At 67.6% G+C, this 26,956-nt stretch carries 19 protein-coding genes; 9 read left to right on the top strand and 10 right to left on the bottom strand.

Going from position 1 to position 26,956, the window contains the following annotated elements:
- Positions 1-520 precede the first annotated feature (520 nt).
- Entirely contained in the window at positions 521-1,945 is a 1,425-nt protein-coding gene (locus tag LIU39_RS27535) for a hypothetical protein (RefSeq protein WP_227049609.1), read from the top strand.
- Positions 1,946-1,984: 39 nt separating this feature from the next.
- Here LIU39_RS27535 and LIU39_RS27530 read toward each other — a convergent pair whose 3' ends face one another.
- The 6 genes from LIU39_RS27530 to LIU39_RS27505 form a co-directional block, all read right to left on the bottom strand.
- Positions 1,985-2,488, bottom strand: coding sequence for a hypothetical protein (locus LIU39_RS27530; RefSeq protein ID WP_227049608.1), 504 nt, complete (start codon positions 2,486-2,488; stop codon positions 1,985-1,987).
- A 175-nt stretch (positions 2,489-2,663) separates the two neighbouring features.
- A complete protein-coding gene (locus tag LIU39_RS27525) occupies positions 2,664-6,428 on the bottom strand; it encodes a caspase, EACC1-associated type (protein ID WP_227049607.1) in 3,765 nt (1,254 codons plus the stop codon).
- Complete coding sequence (locus tag LIU39_RS27520) at positions 6,425-6,841, bottom strand: hypothetical protein (protein WP_227049606.1); 417 nt, start codon at positions 6,839-6,841, stop codon at positions 6,425-6,427. Before LIU39_RS27520 ends, LIU39_RS27525 begins: the two co-directional genes overlap by 4 nt.
- A gap of 595 nt (positions 6,842-7,436) precedes the next feature.
- Entirely contained in the window at positions 7,437-8,789 is a 1,353-nt protein-coding gene (locus LIU39_RS27515; protein ID WP_227049605.1) for a hypothetical protein, read from the bottom strand.
- A 62-nt stretch (positions 8,790-8,851) separates the two neighbouring features.
- Positions 8,852-9,694 carry a hypothetical protein gene (locus LIU39_RS27510; protein ID WP_227049604.1) on the bottom strand — a complete coding sequence of 281 codons (843 nt, stop codon included), beginning with the start codon at positions 9,692-9,694 and terminating at the stop codon, positions 8,852-8,854.
- The gene (locus tag LIU39_RS27505; RefSeq protein ID WP_227049603.1) at positions 9,691-14,259 is read right to left on the bottom strand and encodes a PDDEXK-like endonuclease domain-containing protein; all 4,569 of its coding nucleotides are present in this window, start codon (positions 14,257-14,259) and stop codon (positions 9,691-9,693) included. Before LIU39_RS27505 ends, LIU39_RS27510 begins: the two co-directional genes overlap by 4 nt.
- A gap of 556 nt (positions 14,260-14,815) precedes the next feature.
- On the opposite strand from LIU39_RS27505, the gene LIU39_RS27500 reads away from it, so the two are divergent.
- Positions 14,816-15,847, top strand: coding sequence for an NAD-dependent epimerase/dehydratase family protein (locus LIU39_RS27500; protein ID WP_227049602.1), 1,032 nt, complete (start codon positions 14,816-14,818; stop codon positions 15,845-15,847).
- A 3-nt stretch (positions 15,848-15,850) separates the two neighbouring features.
- Here the strand turns inward: LIU39_RS27500 and LIU39_RS27495 are convergent, their stop codons facing one another.
- A complete protein-coding gene (locus LIU39_RS27495; protein ID WP_227049601.1) occupies positions 15,851-17,185 on the bottom strand; it encodes an NsdA family TPR-like regulatory protein in 1,335 nt (444 codons plus the stop codon).
- A gap of 309 nt (positions 17,186-17,494) precedes the next feature.
- On the opposite strand from LIU39_RS27495, the gene LIU39_RS27490 reads away from it, so the two are divergent.
- The 7 genes from LIU39_RS27490 to galE all read left to right on the top strand — a co-directional run bounded on the left by LIU39_RS27490 (position 17,495) and on the right by galE (position 23,357).
- Positions 17,495-18,433: an ATP-binding protein gene (locus LIU39_RS27490; protein ID WP_227049600.1), complete on the top strand. Its 939-nt coding sequence runs from the start codon at positions 17,495-17,497 to the stop codon at positions 18,431-18,433.
- Complete coding sequence (locus LIU39_RS27485; protein ID WP_227049599.1) at positions 18,430-18,882, top strand: hypothetical protein; 453 nt, start codon at positions 18,430-18,432, stop codon at positions 18,880-18,882. Before LIU39_RS27490 ends, LIU39_RS27485 begins: the two co-directional genes overlap by 4 nt.
- On the top strand, positions 18,879-19,493 hold the full coding sequence (locus LIU39_RS27480) for a hypothetical protein (protein ID WP_227049598.1): 615 nt from the start codon (positions 18,879-18,881) through the stop codon (positions 19,491-19,493). The genes LIU39_RS27485 and LIU39_RS27480 overlap by 4 nt, the downstream gene beginning before the upstream one ends.
- A 95-nt stretch (positions 19,494-19,588) precedes the next feature.
- A complete protein-coding gene (locus tag LIU39_RS27475; protein ID WP_227049597.1) occupies positions 19,589-19,825 on the top strand; it encodes a DUF5999 family protein in 237 nt (78 codons plus the stop codon).
- Positions 19,826-20,167: 342 nt separating this feature from the next.
- Positions 20,168-21,382 carry an SDR family NAD(P)-dependent oxidoreductase gene (locus LIU39_RS27470; protein WP_227049596.1) on the top strand — a complete coding sequence of 405 codons (1,215 nt, stop codon included), beginning with the start codon at positions 20,168-20,170 and terminating at the stop codon, positions 21,380-21,382.
- 2 nt (positions 21,383-21,384) lie between these two features.
- Positions 21,385-22,269, top strand: coding sequence for a formylglycine-generating enzyme family protein (locus LIU39_RS27465; RefSeq protein WP_227049595.1), 885 nt, complete (start codon positions 21,385-21,387; stop codon positions 22,267-22,269).
- An 89-nt stretch (positions 22,270-22,358) separates the two neighbouring features.
- Positions 22,359-23,357, top strand: coding sequence for a UDP-glucose 4-epimerase GalE (gene galE / locus LIU39_RS27460; protein WP_227049594.1), 999 nt, complete (start codon positions 22,359-22,361; stop codon positions 23,355-23,357).
- Between the two features lie 27 nt (positions 23,358-23,384).
- Here galE and LIU39_RS27455 read toward each other — a convergent pair whose 3' ends face one another.
- The 3 genes from LIU39_RS27455 to LIU39_RS27445 form a co-directional block, all read right to left on the bottom strand.
- Entirely contained in the window at positions 23,385-25,088 is a 1,704-nt protein-coding gene (locus LIU39_RS27455) for a relaxase family protein (protein ID WP_227049593.1), read from the bottom strand.
- Positions 25,089-25,092: 4 nt separating this feature from the next.
- Complete coding sequence (locus LIU39_RS27450; RefSeq protein ID WP_227049592.1) at positions 25,093-25,485, bottom strand: plasmid mobilization protein; 393 nt, start codon at positions 25,483-25,485, stop codon at positions 25,093-25,095.
- A gap of 212 nt (positions 25,486-25,697) precedes the next feature.
- Positions 25,698-25,850, bottom strand: coding sequence for a hypothetical protein (locus tag LIU39_RS27445; protein WP_227049591.1), 153 nt, complete (start codon positions 25,848-25,850; stop codon positions 25,698-25,700).
- Positions 25,851-26,956 lie beyond the last annotated feature (1,106 nt).

Below are 26,956 nucleotides of genomic sequence, written 5' to 3'. Positions count from 1 at the left end.
GACAGCCTTCTTGCAGATCGAGCACCTGGTCAGGCCGTCGGCTGAAGGAACTTCTCCGAAGTCCAGGAGCTTCTCACGGCAACCCTGCTGTCCAAACAATTACAGCCCATCCTTGACGCGCTGGACATTCGTACGGCTGCCGGCTTCTCCGGAGACAGAAGCGGTACAGGTCTCGGCAAGACTGCCGCGATGAGGCCACCGGCAACGTCCATAGGCCGGAAGGCCTGACCACATAGTCAGCCAAGGAAAGGGTGGGCCCACATCCAGGGAAGGCCCACCCCGGCTGAGTCGAGATCGCTACGGAGAACCCTGATCTCGGAACCAGCCCCTTCCATCGCTCTCGGCCGCTTCGTGTGAGTAAACTGTGGAAGCCAGGTCCGGACCCCCGGTAGTACCGGGGGAACCAACCGAGCGCACCCAGTCTTCGCCGTCCGGAGGCGCGTCAGCACCGTGCCCACCAGCGGAACTCCACTCGCTTCCACGCACGGCCCTCGTGCGCCCACCATTCGGAGTCCTCCGCATGTCTGCTCAGCCGACCTTGGCCGCACTCCGCGGCTTCCACTGCGAGCACACCCCAAGCAAGAGCCGCATCCTCGCTCTCGTTCACCACCGAGAGGGGCCTGTCTCACTGCAAGCCGTTCTCACCTGCAGGCAACCTGAGCTCGCGCAGCAGGCAGTGGCCATCCTTGAGCGGGCCATCAGTTCTTCTGCCGACGCTTGGAAGCCCGAGCCGCTGGAGAAGTTGTGTGCCCAGATGCCTGATGCTCCGGCCTCCTCCCTTCGCAATGCCGTACGCCACGCGCTCGCGGGCGTCTGGCCCATGTCTTCAGGCAGCTTCCTGAAGTGGGAGCAGATCGCCGATGGCATTGACGACGACCCGGACGAGGAAGACGCCGATGCGGTCACGCGCGCCGTGCGCACCCGGGACGACGCCCGGCTTGCTGACCTGGCTGGTCCCGTCATTCGGGTAGAAGTACTCCGAGAGTTCCACGTACATGACCAGCAGGCCGTGTTGAAGGCGGCCAGGAGCGCGGGCTGGGAGCCCCTGGCGGACGAGGACCCCGAGGGCGACGACCCTCAGGACATCGTCGGAGCCGTCATGTGGCTTGGGGAATCCGACAGCGAGATCGAGGGCGCGGACACGGTCACGGACGCCTCTCAGGGGTTGAGGCTGCGCACGGAGAAGGGGCACGAGGTCGCCGACTGGAGCGAGGAAGCGGTTGTCGCCAACTTCGGTGCAGGCTGGCGGTACTCGGCGGCTGTCCGCCGAGGGGAGCAGGCGAATCCGTCTACGAAGGGGAAGGACCTGGACTTCGGGGAGCTGTTCCCGATGAAGGCACCGCACTGCGATGACCCGGAGTGCGAAGACGAGCAGTGCCAGTGGCAACTCACCCCTCGAACCGCCGACGTCCTCTACACGGAGCTGTGCGTGCTCGCCGACCAGGCGTACGACGACAGCGAGGAGCTCGGTGACAGGCCCGTGGTGCCCGACGAGCACGACGGCCACTGGGGAGTGTTCGCCTATCTCCCGAAGTTGACCTTCTCGGCCGACCTCCAGTGGCGCCGCCGGTTCGCCCGGGCCGCCGACGACCTCGCCGGTGACCTCGAACGCGGGCAGTGGCCGGAGCCCACCTGCACGGCCGAGGAACTTGCCCTGCATCTCGCCATCCGTGACGCGGGAGACAGTAGGGATGAAGGCGATGCCGCTGGCGACCACGGGAGGCTGCCCACCCACCGTGACGACTACGACTTCGACATGTGCTCCGAAGTGTTCTTCCAGGACACCGACGTGTTGATGCTTTACAACGCTAGCCTCGACGGGATCGAGGACCCGGCCGGTGAGACGAACCAGCACATGGGCATCGGTGATCTCCGTGCCGCGGCCTGGTTCGAACCGTTCCTGAATGTCCAGGCGCGAGATCCCCACCGCGGATTCCGTCGCTGATCGTCAGGCAGCGTCCCTGAGGGTCCTGACCGGGATAGTTCAGGAAGCCAGGCTCTTGCGGCGGACTCTGAGGGAGTACGTGGTGCCCTCGGGTCCGCTGCAGCGGCTCCACCCGACCGAGGTGGCCACAGCCCAGCCCTTCTGCTCTCGCATCTGCGCGGCGAACACGCCGAGGCTGTCGATCTTGCACCCGCAGTCCAGCACTACCTCGATGCCGATGTACGGACTGCGGGGATTCTGCTCGCCGCCCGACTTGGTCCACCGGACCTGGTGCACATGCTCGGCCAGCCCGGTCCGCTGTACGTCGTGCTTGATGCCGTGGGCTTTGGCGTACTCGTCCAGATCGTCGATCACGAACAGATGGCTGGACCACTTCCCGGGCCACACCGCGTACAGTCTCGACTCGCCGGCAACTGCCCTCTCGTACGTCGCCCGGTCTGTCCCGTGGGCGACGCTGCCGTCTTTGTGGATCTCGATGTAGCAGGTGGTCCGAGCGGTGTAGGGGAACTCGCTTCCCGCCGCCGCAGCACTTCTCGGTTCCATCGCGTGCCCTCCTGATAGGCCGGGCCCCAGCCCGTGGGCCTCATAAAGGTCTTCTTCCGCCGCGACCGGACGGCCATCCGTGGCGGGACACAGGGGCATCCTCGCCACCGGACGCGCTGGAGGCGGGCGTACGGAGAGCGAGAGCCCCCGCCGGATCAGGTCGCGGGGCCTGAGCTCACCCCCGCTGCTCATCCGTCTCGTACAGCCTCCATGCCGGCCATCGAGTGGCTTCGACTTCGCCGTCCCCGCTGCTCAGCAGATTCCGCCGGTGCAGCATGAGCCGGAGGTGGCGTGCCGCGTCGGCGCCCTCTTCGACTCCTTCGTCGAGCAGTACAGCTTTAGGGGCGGTGTCGACGCCTTCCACCAGAGCGTCCACCGGATGCCCGTGAAGGGTTTTGCCCAGCGTGACAGTGGTTCCCGCCTCGCGGGACAGTGCCTCGTACAGGCGTTTGTGCAGCACGTCTTCGCTGCTGTCACGCGAGGGAACGCCGTCGCGCTCCGCGGTCTCCAGCAGCGCGGCGGCCACGCCTCCTCGTTTCCGCCAGAGCTCCTTGTTCCCCACCACGATGAGGTGACTTCGCGCGCGGGTGACGGCGACGTTCCAGAGGTTCAGTTGTCCGCCGACCCATTGGACGGCGCCGGGATGCATGCCGTCCCCGGCGACGAGGGTGAACACCATGACATCGCGTTCGCCGCCCTGGAAAGTGTGCACCGTACCGATGCGCAGACGCTTCTCGTCGTACGGTTGCAACCGCTTCCGTAGGGCTTCGGCCTGCGGTGCGAAGGGAGTAACGACGCCGACGGTGGCTTCGGGCGGCAGCTGGTCCAGCAGATATTTGACGCTGTCCTGCGCCTTTTGGATCTCGTCTTCGTTGACCCAGGAGCCACCCAACCGGGGGCGGGTGGCCCGTCCGGGCACGTCTGTCCAGATGACGGCGGGACGCTGCAGAGCGGGGCGGCCGCGGGTGTCGGTGAGGACGGTCAGTCCTCCGTCGTAGAACAGGTCGTTGGAGATCGCGGCGATGTGCGGGTGGCAGCGGAAGTGTTCGTCGAGAAGCAACGTGCCGCCCGCGGCGCGTTCGGCGGCGTGGAAGGCGGAGTGGCGCCGGTAGGCAAGGCGGTGTTTCTCAAGCCAGTCGGACCGCAGCCCGTTGCCGCGGCGAATGAGCGCCTCGTGGTGCGGGCTGGTCTTCGTGATGTGGGTGAGCTGCATCGGGTCGCCGATGACGAGGGCGCGCCGCGCGCGGAAGAGCAGCGGCAGGACATGCGGGATCGCGCACTGGCTGGCCTCGTCGATGACGACGAGATCGAACAGGGCCGGGCCCAGGGGGAAACGCCGGGCGGAGAGGCTGGTGACGGCCCACCCGGCCACCGCGGGCGCATCCGTCGCGCTGTTTGAGCGGCCGAGAACCCTCCGCATCTGTGGCCAGTCGCTGCGCTTGCCGTCCTCCTGAGCGGTCAGCAGATCGAGGATGCGGCGGCGCCCTGCCCAAGCAGCGGCTTGCACCGTGGTGGCGAGGAGAGTGCGTGAGGCGTCCTGAACGTTGTTCTCGGCATCGCGCAGTGCCTGCGAGAGCGCTGTGTCGTCCACGGAGGCCGCGTGCTCGTGCCCGTCACGCCATTCCTTCTCGGCTGCGGCGAAGCCCGCGAGTGCGAGGCAGCCCGCGGCGGAATCACCGTCGTACCTGTCCAGGCCGGCCCTGCGCAGGAACCGGGCCCGGCGCCACGACCCGAGGAAGCGCGCGTGGGAGAGACGGCGCGCCTTGTCCTCCAACTCCCTCGGCCGGGGCAGACGACCGAGTAGGTCCTGGAGTGCGGCGACGGCGGCCCCGAGCTGTTCGGCGTGGTGGTCGCGCGCTTCGCCTGCCCGGCGGAGCCGCAGCTCCGTCTCCGCGATGTGCGCCAGGTTCCGCCGTACTTCTGTCAGCCGGTCGGCCGCCAGGGTGGCCTCCATGGACGCCGTGGCCACGGTGGATGATGGCTCCGGGCCGGTGCGCAGTCTGTGCAGTGCGGCGGCCTCGTTCTCCGCGTTGTTCTTGGCGTTCTTCCGCGCCGAACCTGTGCGTACGATGCTGCCGGGCACCAGTGTGTCGCAGCGGCGCCAGACCTCGTCCACGGCCTCGTTGTTGGTGGACGCGACCAGTACGGTCTGACCGGCGGAGATCGCGGTGGTGACGAGATTGGCGACCAACTGGCTCTTGCCGGTGCCGGGCGGGCCGGTGGCCACCGTGAGTCGGCGGGTCATGGCGGACCGGAGCACCGCCGTCTGCGCCTCGTTGGAGGGCAGTGGCGTCACGAGGCGCTTTGGCTCTGGTTCCGTGTGCCTGAGGACTCGGTCACGCTGCGAGGCTTCGGGCGCGAGGGCCCCGAGGGCGGTCTTCTCGATCTGGTCGGTCCGCTTGGCGATGTCGGCGAAGTCGTTGAGCAGGCGCTTGGTGAAGCCTGTCTGGGGGCGCGCCGAGAAAAGGACTGCGGTGTTGCGGGCGCCGTGGCCGGGTGTGCGGACGTCGATGCGGTCGGCGAGTTGGTCGGGCCGAAGCTCCTGCACGCACGGCAGCTCGAACTCCTGCGTAAGGAGGTTGCGTGCCTCCAACGCCATACGGTCGTGCTGCCCTCGATGCCAGGACGGCTGGAACGTGTTGATGAGCTGGGTGGCCTCCTCCTCGCCGAGCCAGTCGAGAGCCAGCTGAGGATGCGGCTGGACCGGACCGTACGGCTTCAGCCTCACCTTGCCCTCGCCTTGGACGATCTCGACACGGCGTACCAGAAGCGGCGCGAACTTCGGGTGCCGCCAGGGGCTTCCGGAGCGCGGCCCGGTGAGGACCACGGCCGGGTAGCCCGCCCAGAGCTCCGCGTCTTCCTCGGCCGCCGCATCCACCAGCGAGGCCGCTTCCTCCGGTAGCGCGGTGCATCCATCGTCGTCCACGTCGCCGGAGATGAACCTCTCCGCGCCATCCAGGCATACGTACGACGTGTTCTGGTGGCCCACCTCCATCAGAGGCGTCTCGGCGCCTTCGGCCAGGACGCACTCGCGGTAGTAGTCCAGCAGGCCGGCCCAGGTGGGCTGCGTATGAGCAGACTTCGCGGCGTGCGGCCGTGGCGGCTCCTCGGCGCTGGGGAGGGGGCGCGGACTCAAGGGTTCGAGGGCGGGGGCCCGGCCGAATGGACTGTCCGCGATGACGATTCGGTCGTCGACGCCGAGCGCGGAGTGCACCGGCACCTGACGGCCACCGTCCTTGGCACGCATACGCCGGTTCACATAGTGGAACAGGTCGCTGACCTGTACTTCGCTACCGCCGTCCTTGCTGACCTTCCCCGTGCGCAGCGCCTCGATGACCTCACCGGTGAACGCCGACGGCTTCACGTCATCGCCGTCGCCCGTGTCGGCGAACGAGTCTTCCCCGGCCCGTGAGGACGACAGGACGTACACACCCCTGCTGGTCAGCGGAGGCTGCTCGCCGGACTTCGCCACGGAGCTGTCAGGTCGTCGGTCCGACGTACGCAGCCCCATGGCGAACCCGCCGCTGCGACAGCAGTCGATCATCACGATCTTCTGCGGTGCGACGCACTCTTCCAGCGAGTCGTTGAGGAACCCGGCGCTGACACCGGTCGCGGCCACTCTGTCGTAGTCGGTGTCCTTGGCGATGAAGTGGAACTCGCCGCCGTCCCGCACCGTGCGTACACCATGCCCGGAGACGTATACGAGCGCGAGCTCGTCCTCGTCGCGATCCTGAAGGAACTCACCGATGACCGCCCGCATGTCGTCCGCGGTGAGATCGGATTCTCTCTGGACCGAGACGAAGTTGCCGATGTTGCGGTGCTCCAGGACCTGGGCGAGTCCCCATACGTCCGCTCGGACCGAGGCGAGTGGCGAGAAGCGGCCGTCGTCGTAGTGCTCGTTGCCGATCAGAAGAGCCCGGCGCTTATGGAGGCGGGTCACGCCGCGCTGTCATCCGGTCCGGGGCCGCCGTCACCGGAGATCCGGTCCTGGAACTCGCGGACCATGCGTTCCTGCGCGGCATCAGGGCGTCCAGTGATCTCGATGGAGTCACCCCCGATGGTGGCCACGACCTTGCGGTGTCGTTCCTTGGCGCACCACTCCTTGATCAGGGTGATCAGGACCTGGGACGCCGGGCGAACGACGGTGGCAGTGGTAGCGGCCCAGAGAGCTACCTCGCCCACGCCCGTACCCTTACGGCCCGGTTCGGCGGGCCCTTCGGCGTCATGAAAGCCGACGACGAGACCGTCTGCCCTCTCAAGGCTGTCGTGCAGATCCCGGGTGAGGCGCTCCTGCCGGAGCGTGTCGCCGCCTGTGGGCACGGTGAGTGTCCACTGCGGTCCCCCGTCGCGCATGTGCTGCTCCTCGCGTTCGCTTATGTGCTTGTCCGATCCGTTCAGCGACTTTGGCACGAGGACGTTCGCTGCTGATAGCCGGGGTCGAGGGGAGGAGCGGCATCCGGCCACCTCCGTGCGTTGGAGGAGCGGCGTATCAGTCGCCGACCGACGTCTCCCCGGGCGATCGCGGGCATCGCGGCGGGAGAGACGTTCTGCTGACAGCCCGTCGGCGCTGCTCAGGAGCGAGAGGCCGCGGCGCCCTTCGCATCGGTGATCAGGCTGCGGCTTCGCAGGGGGCCTCGGGACCTGAGTAGTACTCCTGGCAGGTTCGAACTGATGCTCCCTCGCCTTCGCGGGGAGCGGGCCCACGGGCAAGCAGTACTCAGCTTGACGCTGGGGTAGTTGGACGTTTCATCTTCCTCTGCCTGCTCACGCAAGCGACATGAACCAAAGGGGGGAAATCCCGCATTGGCCGACGGAGGCCGTGACGCAGAGATGAGCCGCGGCCCGACGGGCGTCCACACTGAGAGGCAGGACGCTACCCATGCCTGCCCACGTTGTGGGGCAGGCATGGGTATGTTCCAGCCGGTCTTGGGGAATTACCACCGAGCAGTTAACGGGAACGGGGGAGTAGGCGTATAGCCAGCACCGATCCGTCAGGGTGCACGGAGACGGGGCCGTTCCAACGTGAGTCCCAGGTATCGCTCGGCCAGGTGGACCGGCGTGCGTAGGTCTCGCGGCGGTACTGATCCACCCTCCCCTCCTCAAGGTGATGGAAGAGGTCCTTCGCGACTCCGGAGAATGCCTCGACTCGCTTTCGGTTTAGCCGGAAGACATGGTCCGTCCCGACAAAGTCGATTCCAAGGAGCTTATGACGCGCATCTTGGACGCTGTCCGTGGCCGCGTGTGTCAAGCCTGTGAAGTGTCGCTGTCCTTGCCTCTTCGTGAGGTACGGAGCGGTCGCCCTGTCATCCCCTGCGAAGGCGGTGAGGCTAGCTGCGGCTGTGCGGGCGAGGGCATGTTGGAACCATGCGTAGAGTTCCGGCTTCACGTGATAGCCGGGTTCGAGCTCCGAGGGGCTATCGCCTTGTGTGGGTGGTTGGATGCCGGGGTAGATGTTTTCGTCCTCCAACGCGTGGTCGAAAACGCGTGCCGGGGCGTCGAGCCAACCGCTGCTCCCCTGGGCCTCAAGTGCGTGCACAGTGAGCGGCCCATCGAGCGGGAGTTCCGTGCTGAACACTAGGCACGGTGTCTGGCCCCATTCTCCTATGTGTAACGCCTCTACGTGAGCCGAAGCCGAAGCGAGTTGATTATGCGAAGCGGAAGGCCCACTGTGATTGCCCTTGCTCGCGATGGGGAAGACGCGAGAGGGCTCGCCGGGCTTCCATACCTCGGCGAGGAAGTGCGGGCGGTACCGGTACCCAGATTTCGGGCCTGAATCCCGGCTGGTGAGGGCCCACCCTGCACGCATGGTGGTATCGGCCGGAACGATGGAGACGAAGTGATCTGGGTAGCGTCGCTTCAAGAGACGTTCAGCGAGCGCGAGTGCGAAACCGGTGCCGAGTTCTCCCGATTGAAGTGCCTTGTAGTGCTCCGCGGTTTCGCGGCCCTCGGCCGAGAGGGTCATGAAGAAGTTTGAGCTTCCGGAAAGAGCCTGGTTGTACTTCAGGCAGCCCCAGTGCTCGGCGAGGCCACGACCCGCTCCACGCCGGGCCAAGGAAATTGACCGTCCGAAAGTGTGCAGCACTTCCCAGGGCGTGAGTTGTCCGACCCGGCTGAGGTCCTTTGCTGGCAGGGCCTGCAGCCTAGACTTTCGACGAAGCTGGTCGAGCTCTTTTTCCTTCCTCTGTTTATCGTCGTCCCTTGCCGCGGCACTCACGTCTCCGGCCAGCTCTGAACTCGAGTGGGCTGCGAGGTTCGATGACTCCGCAAGGTCTGTCAGCACCTCTGCCGCGCGCTTCTTCAACCTGTATTCTCTTTCGTCTGTTGTGCCGGTTATGAGTGCTGCGAATTTCGACCGTTCTCGTTCTATGTGCTGGCTTGGGGCTGACTGGCCGCGAGGTCGTTGAGTGCGCCGTTCACGACGTACCAGGACACGGTGAGCGTGTCGCGGTCGGGAGTGTGGGCCTCGACGAACTCACGGCGTGGATGAACGAAATTGCGGTACTCGCGAAGCGCCTGACTGAATCGTTCGACGTCGACATCGATCCAACCTGCTTTGTGGCAGATGTCGATGAGCTCCTTGAGGTTGATGAACTTTCCCCTCTTGTTGCGTAGGAGCGAGGCGTCGCGTTCCTCGATCACCGTGAACAAGACGCCTTCGAGAAGGCTTCCGAGCATGATGATGGCCGCGACATGGGCACCGTTGGAATAGCAGGTGAGCGCTTCATCCAGGCGGCGCTGGAGGAGAGCCGCCATCCGTGGCTCGGTGATGATGTCGGTCATGGTGGCCTTGAGCTCGATCGGCGCCTGCTGACCCGGGTGCGCCATGGCGGGGTCGCAGACGACGACCCTGGGCCGACCGCCCGGGTTCTCCAGGCGCAAACCTTCGTGTACGAGGAAGGTGTTGACCGAGCTGATCACGGTCGGAAGGAGGTGGGGTTCTTCGAGGTACTCACGTGCGTCGGCGAGCCTGATGAGCACCTTCTCCAACTCGGTGGGGCTGTCGCGGCGTTCCGTGAGTTGCTGGAGTGCCCAGTCGCTGCGGTACTCGCCGTCGTACTCGGGTACGTTGCGCCATCCGGCGTTTTCCAGGAACTGGGCGATCTCGAAGCCTCTGCGGTAGTACAGGTGCTCGTCGCCGCAGATGACGCGGGCCAATTCCTTCAGGGTGTTGCCGTCGAGTCGGCCCAGAATGGTTTCCTGCGTCATGCGGCATCCTCTGTGATGTCATCGTCGGTCTGTTCATCCTCGGTCTCCTCGTCCTCGGCGAGGGGCTCGTCCGAGGAGAGATCGAGGGGCTTCCACTCGGCGGTGGATTCGGCGGGCGGCGTGCTGCTCGCGGACCGCGTGTAGTTCGCGGGCCGGATCCCCTGGCGGTCGAGTTCTTCCCAGAGGCCGCGGAGAGCAGCGTCGGGATCGAAGCGGAAGTCGCTGTCCCGGACACGCCAGAACGTCCAGCCCACACGCTGCAGTTCGCGGTCTCGTCGCTGGTCGTTCTCGATCTGCTCCCGCGTGGCGCGATGAAAAGGGTCTCCGTCGCACTCGACGGCCAAACGGCCACGGGCTCCGACGACCACCAGATCGATGTGCTTGCTGCCAGCCGGGAACTGCGGGACCACGTGGTAGCCCCGTTCCTTGATCTGCAAGTACACCTGCTGCTCGAAGAGGGAGTCGAAGGGAGCCGTCCGGATGTCGGGCTGTACTGGCCCGATGCTGTCGGCGGCCTCCAGCGCTGCGGGCGGGTTCTCCATGTATGTCAGGAGGTTGAGTCGGATGTCGTGTGGCTTGAGGCGGTCGGGCGGCACCGAGTAGAAGAGCCACATCTGATCCTGGGCCCGGCTGGCGGCGACGTTGTATGCCTGCTGGTCGCTCTTGGCACCGCCGGCGGCGCGCGCCGGGTTCGTCACGACCATGGACAGCAAGATGACGTGGCGCTCGTCGCCCTGGAACGACGCCGCGTTGCCGACGCGGATCCGGTGGTGCTCACGGACAGTGGCCGGCAGCCGTTGCTCGATGAGGGATTGCAGGAGCCTGGTCTGCCCGAATCCCTGGAGCACGATCACACCCATGGTCTTGTCCTGGTAGGCAGGGTCCTCAACCAAGCGGGTCAGGCACTCGACGATCTCCTCGGCTTCCTTGGGGTTGTGGACGCGACTGTCGCGGCCTGTGGCCACGGCGCCTTCGACGAAGTGCGTGCGCAGCGGTTCGAGCCGTTCGCCCCCGTACTGGCGCAGAGGTAGGAGCTTGTTGTCGTAGAACGTGCTTGAGGACCAGTTGATGATCTCGGGCACGCAGCGGAAATGTTCTTCGAGGCGGACCACCTTCGGGAAGAAGGTGGACAGCAACTGGTAGAGGTTGGTGTGTGGTGTATAGAGCTCCCGCAGCCGGGCGGGCATGTCGGGCAGGTGGGCGGCAAGCTTGTCCTGGATCGCCCGCAGACGTCCCTTGCCCGCAACTGAGGGTGCGCACTGCTTGTCGTCGCCCACGACGATCACGCGGGGTGCCAGCCACATGAGGAACAGTGCGTCCATGCCCGCCTGGCTGGCCTCGTCCACGATCACGACGTCGAAGGCGTCCCGCTTCGCCTGCAGCATCTCGGCGACCTGGGGAATGGGCATGACCCACGCAGGGACCGCGCCCTGGGCCACGGACATCGCATCGCGCGCAGCGGCCCGGAAGCGTCCCGCATGCCGCCCCTTGCCCTTGCCGTACGACGTCATATGCGTCCGGTATGCCTGCAGTGCCGAACGCTGTTCCTGTGTCATCCGCTCCAGACACCGCAACCGGCCGCAGGTGGCTGCGAGTTCGCCTGTTACGTACTCCAGCCTGGCTTCGTGTTCGCCCAGCTTGCCTTCGAGCTTGCGCTCCAGCCCAGGCGTACGCTGCTCGCGTACGAACTGCGAGGCCTTTGCCCATGCCCAGGATTGTTCCAGGAGCCCCAGCCGCTCCTCCCAGGAGTGATCGTCGGCGCTGTTCACGAGGCGGTCTGCGAGCAGAGGGTGCGCGCTGTGCAGGAGACCGAGTAACTCCATGCACCGGTGCGTTCGATGCTCCCGTCGGTGTGCGGCGGCCAGTGCCTCCAACGCCTCGGCATAGGCATCCACAGTCTGGTCCCGTAGGGCCTGTACAAGGACCAGGGCCTCCGTGGACGGGTGTGAACCGCTGACAGGTGCACGAAGGAGCTCGTCCCACGCGGCGAGCTGCGCGGTCGCCTCGTCGGCGGCGCGTCGCCCCTCGAGTGCGGCCACAGCAGCGTTGAAGTCCTGCCACGCCCGGCGGGAGGTGATCGTCAGACGAATCCCGTGACGTACCAGGAGTGCATCAATGTGCTCCCGGGCCGTGCCGAAGCTCTGAACGTGCTCAAGCTGCTCTGCCCGTGAGGTCAGTTCGGCCAGTCGTACTTCCAAGTCCCCTGCGCCGACCACGGCGCTCACCTGTTGCCAGCGCGTGGCCGCTCCCGCGAGTGTGGCGTGGGCCCGGAGATGCACCATCACGGCGTCCAGATCTTCGGCCGTCTGTGGTGCACGACCGTTTACGGTGCAAGAGTTCAGCAACTCCTGGGCGTTCTTCTGCGCTTTGCTCGGAAACCGGGATCGCAGAGACTTGCCTTCGGCCAGATGCTCCCGGAGCGCAGTTCCGGTGGCCATCAACTGGCCTGCCTTCTGAGCGGTCAGGTCCTCGGGCACGGACACCAGACGGAGGCCCAACGCGTCCACGTCCCGTGCGACCTCCCGGATCTCGTTCGCAGCGGCAGCCACACGCCCCCAGAGAGCCAGGTCGGCCCGGGAGAGTCGGTCCGTCAGCGCCCGGGTGGTCCACGAGTCCAGGTCCCAGCGGGTGGCGTCCGTGGGGGCGCCAAGGTGGTGCAGGGCCGTCTTGCAGGTATCGAGAAGGGAGGCCAGCTCGGCCGTCACGGACGCGTCGAGGCCGGCGAGAGTGTCTCGGATCTCGATTGTCTCCGCGGACAGGCCTTCGTCGCTGAGGTGGCTGGCAGCGAAGACGTTCGCGACCTGTTGAGGGGAAGGCAGTTCGCCAGGGTCCGGGAGCGCACCCTCTGCACGCGGCTCACCCGCGCCGTCGCGCAGCAGCAGAAGGAGTTCCTGGGCTTGCTCGACGGCCAGGGGCGGGACGTCTCCCGCAGTGTCCGGTACGGGGGCGATCCATGCGTATTTCTCGGTGCCGACGTGCACCCGTTCCACGATCTCGGCGAGCGTTCCCGCGTACCCCGGCGCCACGCTTCGGTGGCGGTACTCGGCCTCACGGAGCGAGATCACTTGTTCTGTGATCGTCTCGATGTGCCCGCGGACCTCGTCGCGTTCGCCACTCAGGCGGCGGATTTCGGCACGTAGTTCGTCGGGGTCGCTGCCGGCCACCTGGTCGATGAGAGCATTGATGGTGCGCTCCAACTCACCCGCTCCGTCGTGACGGGCGGAGCTGAGCAGCAGTACGCACAAGTCCCGCACCGCAGTCGGGAGCTTCTCCCGCAGCACAGTCAGTGCTTGATCGCGGGCACTGGTCACCAGCACCCGCTGTCCCTGTGCGAGCAGTGCGGAGACCAGATTGGCGATCGTATGGGTCTTGCCCGTACCGGGTGGCCCCTGGACCACCACCCCAGTGTCGTGCTCCAGACGTCCGAGCACGCTGCGCTGCTGCGCGTTCGTCTTGCCGGGAAAGAGCGGATCGTCGCCGAACAACGGCGCCTTGCCGGCCCCGTCCCAGGCCGAACGCTCCTCGGCCTCCAGCGTACGGACCATCTGGGCCAGGCCGAGCGGAGCGTGCCCTTCCGAAGCCACTGTCTCTGCGATTTGGTCGTAGAATCGCAGCAGCGAATTGAGATTGCGCGGGCGCATGACCAAGGCCGGCGCGTACGTGAGCCGGGCCCCTGGCTCCTGGGCACGAGGCGGTTCCCATTCCGCGCTGAAGCCCATGGGACGGGTGGTCGCACGCTCCTGCCACTGCGCCAGCTGCTCCAGAGCCTCCGGACTCAGCGGATTCATCGCCCGAGCGGTGATCTCCTCCGAGAGGGCGGCCCCACGCTCGCGTACCCATCCGTCATCGCTGTCCAGGAAGTCCTGGTCCTCAAGCCGCAGGGCGCTCTCCGGTGACAGTCGCACGGTCAGCTTCGCGGTACGGCGATCTGTCGACGTCTCCACCCGCTGGGCGAGCAGGTGCCGGTGCACCACGTCCTCATTCGGCCCGACCGAGGTCAACAGCCCAACAGCCAGGACGAGTTCCGTCTGGTCGTCCTCCTGGACCAGTTTTTGGTGCCATGCGTAGAGCCGGTCGTAGAGTTCACGCAGGGGCCGCTCCGCACGTTCCCGCTCCGCCCATCTGCGCCACCGGTCCAGCCATGTGCCATAGACCCGCAGTACGTCACCGGCCTCTTCACGGCGGAGGACGCCTTCTCCTTCCTGCTGTTCCTCACTGTCCGCAACATGCACCAATTCATGCCCCGGGCCCTGCTCCGTAAGAGGTGGATCACCCCCGTCCGGATCCAGGCAGAGCGCCGGATCCACCCAGCCGTCGAGCGAGGTGGGGAGGTCGGGCGGCGTGCTCTGCGGCACGTGGTCGAGCGTTAGCAGCACACCGTCGTTGCGTGGAGTGGGCCTGCGGACTGACTCCGGCAGTTGTGCCAGCCACTGGTGCTCACGACCTCGGTCATTGCGCTGTCGTTGGTGGCTGCTGTGGACCACGTCACGCAGGAAGTTGACCAGCCCCACCGTCTGTCCGATGACGTCGGGATCACTGGCGTGGCCTCGCGGATGGTTCACCATTCTCCTTTCAACCGCTGACGAACGCTCCAGGATGAGGGCGGGTCAAGGTGGCTGCAACGGCCTCTGGCGAGGGTGACCTGATTCGTTCCACGGAGCGGGCTCCATGCACTTCACCAAGCGCACCAAGCATGTGTATGTCGAGGGTCTGTGGAAGGCGCGGCGCTAAGGCTTCCCTCTACACGCTTCTGCGCAGGTGACTGGCGAAATGGAGAGGCTGCACGGAAGGACACGGCCGTCAAATATTCCTGTCCTCGCGAACCTCGAAGCAGCGCTGTAGGCGAACTGGGGTAGCTACTCACCGTTCTGAGTGATGACGGATTGTGGCTCGAAGCGGCTGTCGAGATGCACGAGTGGGGAAGGTCGGCGGCGTCCACCACGCCAAGCTCGGCATCGCCCGGCTGCATGGCTGCAACCCTGCCAGGTGACAGAGAAAGCCGGGCAACCAGCTTCCCCTAGATCATTTGGGGGCAGCCCTACGGACGGTGCTGCTCTACCGGAAGACTTGTAATGCGGGGGGCGTGGCGCGGTCAGGGCCTTGGCGGGCAGGATCGGTGGCATGAAGATTCTTGTGCTGGGCGGGACTTGGTTCCTCGGGCGGGCCGTTGTGCAGGGGGCACTTGGGCGGGGGTGGTCGGTGTCGGCCTTCAACCGGGGGGTGTCCGGCGTCGCGCCGGAAGGGGTGCGGCAGATCCGCGGGGACCGCATGGTGCGAGGAGACCTGCGGAGGCTGGCGGAGCACGGGCCGTGGGATGCCGTGATCGATACATCGGCTTCGGAGTTGGCACCTCGTGACGTTCTTGCCGGGGCTGAGGAGCTGGAGTCCGTAGCGGGCCGTTACGTTTTCATCTCCACGGTTAACGCATATCGGGGCTGGCCGGACGAGCCGTTGACGGAGTCCTCGCAGGTGCTCGATGGGCCTGCAGACGCCGATGCTGATTATGGGCGGCTTCCCGCGAACTGGGATGGGCCGGATTGGTATTACGGCCGGCAGAAGGCGGGTGCTGAGCGGGCGTCGGTGCTGGCCTTTGGGGAAGCGCGGGCTTCGATTCTCCGTCCTGGGGTGATTCTGGGGCCGGGGGAGTACGTGGGGCGGCTTCCGTGGTGGCTGCGGCGGGCGGAGAAGGGTGGGGTGATTCTTGCTCCTGGGGATCCGCGGAAAGCGATTCAGCCGGTGGATGTCCGGGACGTTGCGGAATTCGCTCTCGATCGAGCCGCTTCTTCGGTCGGCGGAGCGTTCAATGTGACGGCGCCGATCGGGCACGCGACGATGAGCGGTCTCCTCACGGCCTGCCTGGAGGCGACGGGGCAGGACAGCCGCCTAGTGTGGGCACCCGACGACGTTCTGCTGGAGCACGGTGTGCGGCAGTGGACCGAGTTGCCGCTGTGGCGCACGCACGCCGGTGTGTGGAACATCGACTCCACCGGGGCGCAGGCGGCTGGGCTGCGGTGCCGCCCTCTCGCGGAGACAGTCGCTGATACGTGGGAGTGGCTGGAGGCCGGCGGGATGCCGGTGGAACATCCCCGTTGGGCCGAGCACGGCATCTCGTCGGCGAAGGAGGCCGAGATTCTGGCGAGGCTTGGCGGCTGACGGTCAGCTCTCAATGGCCAGTGGCGCTGCGGCCCCGAGTGTGTGTGCTGTCGCTGCCGCGCCGAACTCTTCGATGCGTTCACCGAGCGTGCCTACTTCGGCCGCCCCGCTGAAGTCGGGGTGGCAAAGCCCGGATCGCACCGCGGCCATGCGTTCCAGAATTCCTGCGCCTCGCCATTCGGTCGGAATGGAGAAGACGGGCTCCAAGGCGGCGTGAGCGCCTTCGAGTTCGCCGCGCAGCAGGCGGGCGCGGGCGAGGTCGATGGAAGCCTGGGCCGAAATGAGCAACGGCCGCTGGTCATCGGGCTTGGAGCCGATCAGGTGTAGAGCGCTCTCCGCTGCTGCCTCGGCGCCCTCTGCGTCGCGCAGCAGCAGGTAGGTCGTGGCGTTGCTCATCGCTACCCGTTCGCCCGGAAACCCGAACTCGCCGCCGATGTCGTCGTGCAGGTCGTCGCGTCCATCGGTGCTCTGCTCAAGAGCGTTGTGTATGGCGCGCTTCGCTGCCGGCTGGTTTCCCAGGTGCCCGTATGCCCGTCCTTCGATGACGGACAAGCGAGTTCGGGCAGTGTCACCAAGACCGCCGAATTGTTGCGCAGTGCGCACGAGCCGTACGGATTCCGACGGACGGCCGCCCCAGAACGCGAGGAAGGCGAGCGCTCCGTGGGCGTATGCCTGAAGGGGGCCGTGTTCGATGACCTGGCCGTACAGCGCCGCGGTTCGGGAAAGTGAAACGGCGGCGGGCAGGGAGCCCAGATCGAAACAGATGGCGGAGAGGAGGGAAGCGGACTGGCCTGCGGCGAGATATCCGCGTGTGCGCTGGCGCGGTACTTGGGTCCTTTCCAGCAGGGTCTGGGCGGAATTCAAGAGTTCCTTGGCGCGGCGGTACACCTCGATCGGTGAGGTGCGGTTGTAGTCGCGGGCCAGGATCATGACGTCGTCGTCCAGTTGGTCGAGCGTCATATCCGGAACGCTGAGGGAGGCGGCGTCACCGGCGTGCGCGGCTGCATCCCGAGCAGTCATGGCAAGGTCACTTTCGTTGAGCGTCGGTACTGGGCTTCCCAGCGTGGCCGGAGGCAGCTCGGGTGGCGGGCTCAAGAGCTGGCGCGCGGTGTACCCGAATACGTGCTCCAGGACCTGCGGTGCCGGCTGGTTCGGGATTCCCTTGACGCGCCCTGAGGTCCATCGGCGGAACGTCTGCTCTTCCACTGTCGCAGTGGAAGGCGGCTCCCCGGCGGCTGCTGCCACCTCTCGCGCGGCCTTCTCGTAGGCCCGTCTGAACACGTCGTACGTCCATCCCCGCTCCCGGACCAGGGCTTGGAGCAGCGTCAGCGAGTTCATGACGGATGTGTCCTTTCGAGCTGATCCGTTCACGGTCGGGGCGTCAGCATCCGGGGAAGCCCTCGCACCCCACTATTGCCCAACTCCACTCAGCAGTAGAGACCTTGGGTGCAAGTGGTGCTCAGGTGACATGTCGGTGATCAGCGAGTCACCCGCTGATATCGAGGTGGTATTCGCCGTGACATGGCGGAGTCTTCGCAGCGGCGGAAACCTTTATCTCCCCTCGCCACCTTGAGCTCGACCTTCGGGACGGCGCAGGTCGGTCCACCGGGAATTCGATGTCCGGGCGATGGAGGAGCCGTGCCCCTCATGGCAGAGGCAATCACACAGCAGTACCGGCAGAAGCTGACCGTCAACCCGAAGTACCTCGGGCGTATCCGTCGGACCGCCGCTGCCTACGTGCAGGGCTGGGGGTGGGGTGAGCTGGTCGATCCGGCCGTGGTGTGCGTGATGGAAATGCTCGCCAACGTCTATCAGCACGCGGGCTCCAGCGTCTGTTCCTTGCTCATCCAGCCCTTGCCGTCCGGCATCCGGATCGTCGTCAGCGACAGCAGCCGGCAGTTGCCCGTCGTTCGTGAGCCGGACTGGAGGAGCGAGAGCGGTCGGGGGATGTACATCCTCAGCAGGACGGCCGACGAGTGGGGCGCTGCCCTTACGGACACGGGCAAGGACGTCTGGGTCGAGATCCGGGGCGTGGGCTCCTGCGTGAACTCCGCTTCCGTTCTTCCTCCCGGCCATGCTGACAACAGCGTTGATGTCATGGCGCGTGTCCTGGGCAAGCTGCGGGATTCCTTCGTCGAGACGGACCTGGACGACGCTCTGGAGGCGGTCCTTGGAGCTGCGGCAGGACCGACTGGGATCGCCGGGAGCTGCCGACGGCCACCGCGTCGGCCCCGGCTGCTGGGGCGGCTCGCGGCCCTCCTTCCTCGACGAACGGCCGAAGCTCCGAGCGGTGCGGTGGCCGAGATGTTCCGGAGTGCCGATCACCTGAGCCGCATGCTGGGGCAGCTCGTGGCCATCGCGCAGCAGCGATCCGGCGGGGCGCCCGAGTCCGGTCTTGCTGAAGCGATCAGCCGAGCTGACCGGCTTCGCGCTCGCCAGGTGTGCGAGGGCAACGTCGAGCAGGCGCACCTGAGGCGGTTGGCGATGGTGACGCTGGATCTGCTGGAGCAGCTGGCCGGCGGCGACGACGAGCCCTTGCCCACCTTCGGCTCCGCCAATGCCGGTCAGCGCAGGCGGTCGGCGTGACCCAGCTCCAGCCCTTGCCGCGTACCTACTGGTGCCAACGGAGCTACCACGGGCCCGGCTTCGAACGCCTCGACCCTCAGCGCACCCTCACGCTCTCCCCGGGCCGCGCGGTCGTCTGGATGCGCGACTCGGTCCGCGGCATCCTGTCCGGCCTCGACAGCGAGGCGCTCGGGATCGCGTGTGCGTGGCTCAGCGACCAGCAGGCAGCCGGAACCGCAGTCCAGGAACTGCACCAGGGACGGTCGGTCACCTTCACCCTCCCGACTGGCGACAGCCGCTGGAACTGGAGCGCTTACCCCGTCTTCGCCCTGCCGCTCACCTCAAACTGCCCCAACTCCGCCACGTCGGACCGCCATTCGGTTCCTTCCGACGTAACCGGTGGCCTCCTGTGGCACAGCGACCGCCCTTGTCCCCAATGCCCGCGAACGACCGTCCGGAGATCCGCATGACCCGCAAGACCCCTGCCCCGACGAAGCATGAAACCGGGCTCCTCACACCCCGTCCCACCCGCCAGGAGACGAACACGGCGGCTCTCGCACTCGACCGCGAGCTGCGCGCCGCGGGCCTGAGCGGCATCAGGCCGGTGTTCGACGACTCCGGGGCGGCCCCCTACGTCAGGCTGAACCGCACCGACGCCGTGGACGCGACCGAACTCGCGCGCCTCATCCGCAAGGGGATGCGCGGCACCTACAAGGTGGCCGCCCAGCTGCGTGAAGCGGCGCGTGCCCACGGCCTGGACGACTTCCCCAACCCTTCCGTCCACAACGCCCGAATCCATCTCGGTGACCTCTCGATCCCCACGGCCGACCGGCTCGCCTGCGCCCTTGGCGCGCCGCCGCAGCCGGTGCTGGAGGAGATCCCCGACTGGCCCGAGGGGCAGCAGCTCCTCGACCGTCTTCACTCCGCGTTCAAGAAGGCCACGGGCGGCGGGTTCATGGACATGTACTTCCACCCGTACTGCCAGCGATGCGACGAGGACCCCGTCGTCAGCTTGGGAGATCTCACGGTGCGTACCGCCCGGCGATTCGTGACGGCCCTCCGGCGCAGCGCCTGCCCGTGACCTTGAAGGTGTGCGGCGCCGCCCGGTGGCCCTCGGCGGCGGCCGGCCCACGCACCCACCTCGTCCCTATCCGAACCGCTGCTGAGGAGAAGTCCATGTGCCAACACCGGTCGCCGTGCCCGGCGGCCACCGCGCCGGACGCAGAGGCCGCGCACCTCGTGGCCGGCTACCCGGAGCAGGGTTGGAGCCTGCTGTGCAACGGCGTCGTGCTGTTCGAGGACACCGGCGAGCTGTCGCCGAATGGGCAGGTCATCGCGCCGCACCGACCGATCGGCGGAACGACACTCTCACTCGGCCCCGATGCCCCCTCGACCCGGCCCACCACCCCGTGACCACCAAATTCGAGCTCACGGAGATCAAGACCAGTCGGTGGGACAAACCGAAACGGGAGATCAAGGTGTGGCTCACCGGCTTCGGCCTCGGAGTCGCAGCCTGCGCGGCCTTCATGAGCCCGTCGGAGGGAGCCGCACCCGCGCGCCACTCCACCCCGCCGCCGAATCACTCCGGCATCCACCTGACAGGACGCCTGGCGACTGCCCCACCCGCCGCTGCGACCGGCCACCCACGACACCAAGGGACACCCGGTCACGAACGCAGGTAGCCCCCCCCAGCGCCCCGACCGCCCTGACCGCCCCGGAGACCGTCTCCATGCCAACCCCACGAAGGGAATTCCCATGAATGAGCACGTACTCGTAACCGGTGGTGCCGGATTCATCGGCACCCATCTCTGCTCAGCCCTGCTCAAGCGCGGCGCCCGAGTCACCGCCGTGGACAGCCTCACGGCCGGCCGGCTCCCGGCGCTGGACGACCTGCAAAAGCACCCGCGGTTCACGCTCATCGAGCACGACATCACCCAGCCGCTGGACTGGTCGGAGCCCGTGACCGGCGTGATGCATCTCGCCAGCCCCATCGGCCCCGCCCACGTACGCAATCACCCCGTCCGCACTCTCCAAGCCGGATCGTCCGGCACCGTCAACGCACTGGAGATCGCCCGCCGTTACAGGGCGCGCATCGTGCTCGCCTCCTCCGCCGAGGTGTACGGGGAACCCGCCGTTCAGCCGCAGCCCGAGACCTACTGGGGCAACGTCGATCCGACCGGCCCCATGTCCGGGTACGCGGAAGCCAAGCGGTTCCTTGAGGCGATGGCGTTCGCCTATCGCCGCGAATACGGGGTGAACACCGGGATCATCCGGCCCTTCAATGTGTACGGGCCCGGGATGTTACGCGGCGACCGCCGTGTCGTAGCCGCCTTCGTGGAAGCGGCTCTGGCCGACGGCGAACTCACCGTCCAGGGCAACGGGGTGCGCAGCCTGTGCTACATCGACGACTTCGTGGGCGCGCTGATCACCATGCTCGACAGTGACGCCCCGGGGCCCATCAACCTGGGGGCTGCGAGCGGCACGAGCATCGCTGATCTGGCTGAGCTGGTCGTCGAAACCGCCGGCTCCGGAACCGTCACCGTCGTTCCGGCCCGGCACGCCGAGGGCACGACCCGCTGCCCCGACATCACCACAGCCCGCACCGTACTCGGCTGGGCGCCCACCACCTCGCTGGCGGACGGCATCCGCGCGACCGTCGAGGCGATGCGCGCGACGGCACCTCCTGCACGCGGCGCGACGGTGGAGTTCGACGTCCCCACGGCGTGGCTGACCCTGGTCCCCGGCGCCGCGAAGCTGAGGTGCGAGGCGGCCACGGTCGGCGACGCGCTGAGGTGGCTCACCGAAACCCACCGGGTACTCGCCCCGCGGCTTCTGAGCCCGGAGGGCGAACTCGTGCCCTGGACCAACGTCTTCCTCGGCGACACCAACGTGCGCGACATCGACGGGCTGGAGACGGCGCTGTCCGATGACGTCACGCTCACCGTTCTGCCGGCGATGGCGGGCGGCTGACCATGACCGTGACCACGACCGGCATGGTCCACATCGCCGCTGCCCAGGTGGTCATCGGCGCGCCGGACCAGCACCTCGATGAGCTTGCCTGCGCTCAGCACTACGGCCGCTCCTGGTTCGAGGACGAAGCGCCCCAGCACACGGTCCGCCTCGACGCGTTCCTCATCGACCGGTACCCCGTCACCAACGCCCAGTTCGCCACCTTCACCGCAGCCACCGGCTACCGCACGGCCGCGGAACGGCGCGGCTTCGGCCTCGTCTACGGCGAGACCTACTGGCTGCCCCAGCCCGGCGCCTGCTGGCGGCACCCCGGCGGCCCGCACGACGTCATCGATGACCGGATGGACCACCCGGTCGTCCACGTCGACCACGCGGACGCCACCGCCTACGCCCACTGGGCCGGCAAACGTCTGCCGACGGAGGCCGAGTGGGAGTACGCCGCCCACGGCACGACCTGGCGCAGCTGGCCCTGGGGCAACACCTGGGAGCCCGACAATGCCCTCACCTGCGACAGCATCCACGCACCTGGCGCCGATTTCCCTCAGTGGCGCGCCTGGTGGGCGCGACACTTCGCCCGCCAGGGAACGGTGCCCGGAACGTCCCCCGTCGGGACGCGTTCCCCGGCCGGCGACTCCCCGTTCGGCGTCGGCGACATGGCCGGCCACGTCGGCGAATGGACCGCCGACCGCTACGAGCTTTACGACCCACAACGCGCCTACGAGCCGATCTACCACGCCGCGGCCCACCGCTACCGGGCCATGCGCGGCGGTGGCTGGATGCACTTCCGCCACCAGACCCGCACCACCGAGCGGTTCACCACCGACCCGGCCTACTCCAACCACGCCATCGGCTTCCGCTGCGCCTCAACAGCGCTGACAGGCAGCTGATTTGGCCATGGCAAGGGCGCGCGGGAACAGGCCCGTCACCACCCTCCCGCGTGCCCGAATCCACCCACTTTTGGAGCTACGCTCGCCGCATGAAAATCCTCATCTCCGGGGGTGCCGGATACATCGGCAGCACCATCGCCTCCGCCTGCCTCGATGCCGGAATCCACCCCGTCATCCTCGACAACCTCGCCACCGGACGCCGCGAGTTCACCCGCGACCGCGACTTCTACGAGGGCGACATCGCCGACGGCGCGCTCGTCGACCGCGTCTTCGCCGAGCACCCCGACATCGAGGCGGTCGTCCACTGCGCGGCGCTGATCGTCGTCCCCGACTCGGTCGCCGACCCCGTCGGCTACTACACCAACAACGTCGCCAAGAGCCTGTCGTTCGTCTCCCACCTGCTGCGCAACGGCTGCCAGCGAATGATCTTCAGCTCCTCGGCATCCATCTACCGGACCGACGGCGACAGCTTCACCGTGGACGAAGCCTCGCCGCACGCACCTCAGAGCCCCTACGCCCGCACCAAGGCCGTGTGCGAGGCGATGTTCGCCGACATCGCCGCCACCCAGCCCCTCAAGATCCTGTCCTTGAGGTACTTCAACCCCATCGGCGCCGACCCCAAGATGCGCACCGGCCTCCAACTGCGCCGCCCCAGCCACGCCCTGGGCAAACTCATCGAAGCGCACGACGAGGGCGTCCCGTTCACGGTCACCGGCACCGACTGGCCCACTCGCGACGGCTCCGGCATCCGCGACTACATCCACGTCTGGGACCTGGCCGCCGCACACATCGCCGCCCTCCAACGCTTCGACACTGTCCTCGCCGACGCCACCTCCACGGCCGTCAACCTGGGAACCGGCACCGGCACCACCGTCTTCGAACTCGCCACCGCCTTCAACGCCGCCGTGGACACGCCCATCACGATCGAACACGGCCCCCGCCGCCCCGGCGACGTCGCCGGGGCCTACACCCTCAGCGACCGCGCCGGCACACTCCTGGACTGGCACCCGCAGTACTCGATCGCAGAGGGCATCCGCCATTCCCTGGACTGGGTGGCAGAACGGGACCGGATTCTCAACGGCTCGTGAGGCAACCCATGTTCTAAGCGGACGTGATCAGCGCCGGTGTGCCTGTGGCGGCTGCGGGGGCGGAACGGTTGCCGTCGGGTGGGCCGGCCCGGCGGGCTGTCGCGCGGTGGCGCTGCGGTTCTTTGCGGCCTGGGCTCGGGGGCTGGGGGAGTGGCGTTGGCCGAGGCGTTGGATGCGCCAGGTCAGTGTGCGGGCGGGGTTGCGGGCGTCGTCCAGGGTTCGCTGGGTGAGTGCCTGGTCGAGGACGGTGGCTGCGTTGTGTCCTCGTGCTTCTGCCTTGGCGAGCGCGGTGGTGAGTGCGTCCCAGGCTCGGTCCTTCAGGATGCGTTCGGCGTGTTCGGGGGCGGCCTGTTGTAGGTGGTGGGCGTAGCGGTGCTTCGTCTGCCGGCTGGGGGCGCTGCGGGCGAGGTTGTCGAGTATCGGTTCGGTGACCTGGGTGTATGCGGTGTGCAGGTGGACGAGGGCCTGCTGGGCTGCGGCTTCTTGCTGGGCGTGCTGGTGTTTGTGGTGCCAGTGGATCGCGAAGGCGACCGCGGTGAGCGTGGCGTCCAGCAGTATCGCCAGCCCTGACCCGTCACCTGCCGGAGCGGGGTCGCGCCAGATCGCCTGGACGCTGCGGCGTAGGGCACTGGTGCTGTCGAGATCGGCGGTGATGCGGGAGCGGGTGGCGCGCTCGAAGGCCGCCGCGGCTTGTTCGAGTTCAGCCCTCACCGCGGCTGGTGCCGCGAGGGGCAGCAGGTCCAGTGCTGTGCCGAGTGCGGCCAGCTGTCCTTGGGCGACGTGGTCGTCGCCGTGGATGAGGTGGTGGGGGATGCGTTCGGTGGCGGCGGTGGCCTGGTGCCACGGATTGTCCGGTCGGGCGGTGGCCGGTTCGGGGCTGGTGGTGGTGAGGCGCTGGCGGATTTTGGGCAGGGAGAGGTCGGCGGCGAGGGTGGAGCCGGAGAACCACACGGGTTCGCCGTGTTTGTTGGTGTCGCCGGGCAGGGTGACGCTGTAGCCGAGGACGTCGCCGGACGGCCCGGTCTTGGGGCGTACGGTCACGTCGGTCGCTTCCAGCAGCGTGAAGAACTCGGCTTCGTCGGACGCGGCGGCCACCGCACGGCGGACGCGCATGCGCAGGATCTCGCGGGCCGTCGTGTCCTGGCCCTGGCGCTTGGCCTTGAAGTGCTCCTTGCTGGTGGGGCGCTTGGCGGCCGTCCCGTCGCCCGGCTTCAACTGCCTGAGTCCGTAGTCGATTTCGATCTTGCGGGCTTCTCGCTGGACGGCGCGCATGTCGTGGTCGCGGCGTGGTCGGCGGCCGTCTTGGCGGACGAGGGTGGCGGCGATGTGGATGTGGTCGGGGGCATGGCGTATTGCGGCCCAGCGGCAGGCTTTGTCGTCTCCGGTGGGGGCGATGCCGGCGGCGGCCACGATGCGGCGGGCGATGTCCGCCCACTGCTCGTCGGTCAGGATCGGGTCGTCAGGAGCGGCGCGGACGGGGCAGTGCCACATGGTGGTCTTCGGTGCCCGGTCGCCCAGCATGGTCACGGGCTGTTCGAGCTGTGTGGCGAGCTGGTCCTCCACCTCTTTGGGGTCGCGGTTCGGGCTGCGGCCGGGGTCGGGGGCGTAGCCGTTCCAGGACGCCACCAGATGCGGGTCGGTGTGCTCGTTGGCGTCGCCCGGCCCGTAGAGGTAGCCGATCAGGCGGCGGATGGCGCGCTTGCCCCTGCCGAGGATGATCTTCGGTATCACCAGGTCACCGCCCCTCGGTGACCTGGGCGATGGCGGTGTCCACGTCGGCGATCGACGCCTCGACGTGCTCCAGCAGCCGCTGCACCAGATCGGGTTGTGGCCAGGTGCCGTCCTGGTTGAGGTGGCGGGTGAGCTGGTTGAGGTTGCTGCCGATCTTGGCGAGCTGTCCGTTGGCGGCCATCAGAGCCTTGGCCATGGCTCGGTAGTCGGCCACCGCGGCGGTGGGATCGTCGGCGCGGGCGGCGGCGAGCGACGCCTCAGCGACGTATCCGCCCACCTGCACACGGCTCAGGTCGGCGGCTTTCTGAAGGAGTGCGAACTCGTCGTCGCTGTAGCGCGGATGGACACGGCGCTCGCGCAGTTGAGGCTGACGCAGGCGACGACGCGGCGTACGCATCTGCGGCGCGCTCGACGGCGGAGGCTGGCTGGTCCCTCCCTCGGTCGGCTCCCCCGGGCCGGCCGACTCCGGCGCCCCCTGGGCGCCGGATGCCTCCGCCCCTTGCGGGGCGGAGGCCGGGGAAGGACTCCTTACCCGACAACTTGCTCGCGGTGAGGCCGGGTTGGTCGCCGCGGTTTGCGGTGGGCGGTGGGTGTTGTCGCGCTGGTCGGTCATCGGGTGTCCCCGTCGGTCTCGGCGAGTATTTCTTGCCGGTCCCGTGTGTCGTGGGTGTCCTGGAAAGCGGTGGGCAGGTGGCGGTGGCGCAGGATGACGTCCATCCACGCATCGGCCTTGGCGGTGGTTACACCGAGGTTGTCGGGCATGACTGGTTCCTTGCTGGTTTGGCCCGGCGTCGGCGGGCGGCCGTCGGCACGGGACGAGGTGCGGGCGGCCAGTTGCCTTCGCGGCAGGTGCGCAGGCGGCGGTTAGGGGCGATGGCCATCAGGTACGCGACCCTCTGGTGCAGGCGGGCACGGCGTTGCTCTGGGGTGGGACTGGGTTGCTGTGCGCTCGCAGGTGACGCGTGCCGGCGGTGGGCGGAGCCGTTCCGTGCAGGTGACCGGATATCCGGTCAGGCGGCGGGCGGCGGGTTGTGACGGGGCTTTGGGGCAGGGCGGCTTTCTCCTCGGTGCGGGGCGTGAGGTGCTCGTTGCCCTCGGGGTGGGTGGGTTGTCGCGGAGCGGGATGACGCTGTGATGACCCGCGGGCTGGGCTGGGCCAGGCCAGCCGAGGACCGACGGCAGTCCGCAGCGTGTGGTTGATCCGCCAGGTGCCCAGCGGTCTGGCCGCTGCTGAGAGTGCTTCCGGGGCCGGTGGCCGGTGGTCGGCCACGGTGCGCGTGGTGAGTTGATAGCGCCCTAGCCGACGCTGCGAAGCTTGCGCGTGATCTGCGGCGTGGTGACCGGCGAGGCCAGAAGCGCTCAGCGGTGATCTGGGGGCCGTTGGCGAGCTTGTTGGGGCTCGGTGCTGGCCATGCCCCGAAATGCTCTGACGCGCCGACACGGGTGTGGCAGGAGGGGCGTTCGGGCTGTGGCCGGGATCGGATTCCAGGATGCGGCGGGTGGAGGCGTGGTGGCTGGCGAACACCGTAACCCGAGAATCCGGACTGGTCACGTCGTGGCCGTGGTGCCGATCCGAGGCCGGCATCGATGTGTTCTCGCGGCCGAGTCTTGGTGAAGCGATCGCCTCCGAGAGGCTCGGCGTCGATCGGGCTTCAGGTGAGCCGGGGACGGTGTGGGCGCACCGCGCCCCGAAGGGAAAGATCCAGGATCCTAGATCCTAGGTCCAGACGACGAGCCCTCGTGAAATTTTGACGAGGGCTCGTCGAATGTGCCCTGACCTGCACCTTTCTGTGGGCGTGCGGTGAGGCGCGTGAAGTCTCGGTTGAGGGCACCGTGATCAGGCGTTGGCTGGCGGACGGTGGCCTGCC

This window comes from Streptomyces pinistramenti (assembly GCF_020564935.1).
GTDB classification, from domain to species: Bacteria; Actinomycetota; Actinomycetes; order Streptomycetales; family Streptomycetaceae; genus Streptomyces; species Streptomyces pinistramenti.
Note: the sequence above shows the minus strand (reverse complement) of the source record. Positions and strands in the feature narration are given on the sequence as shown.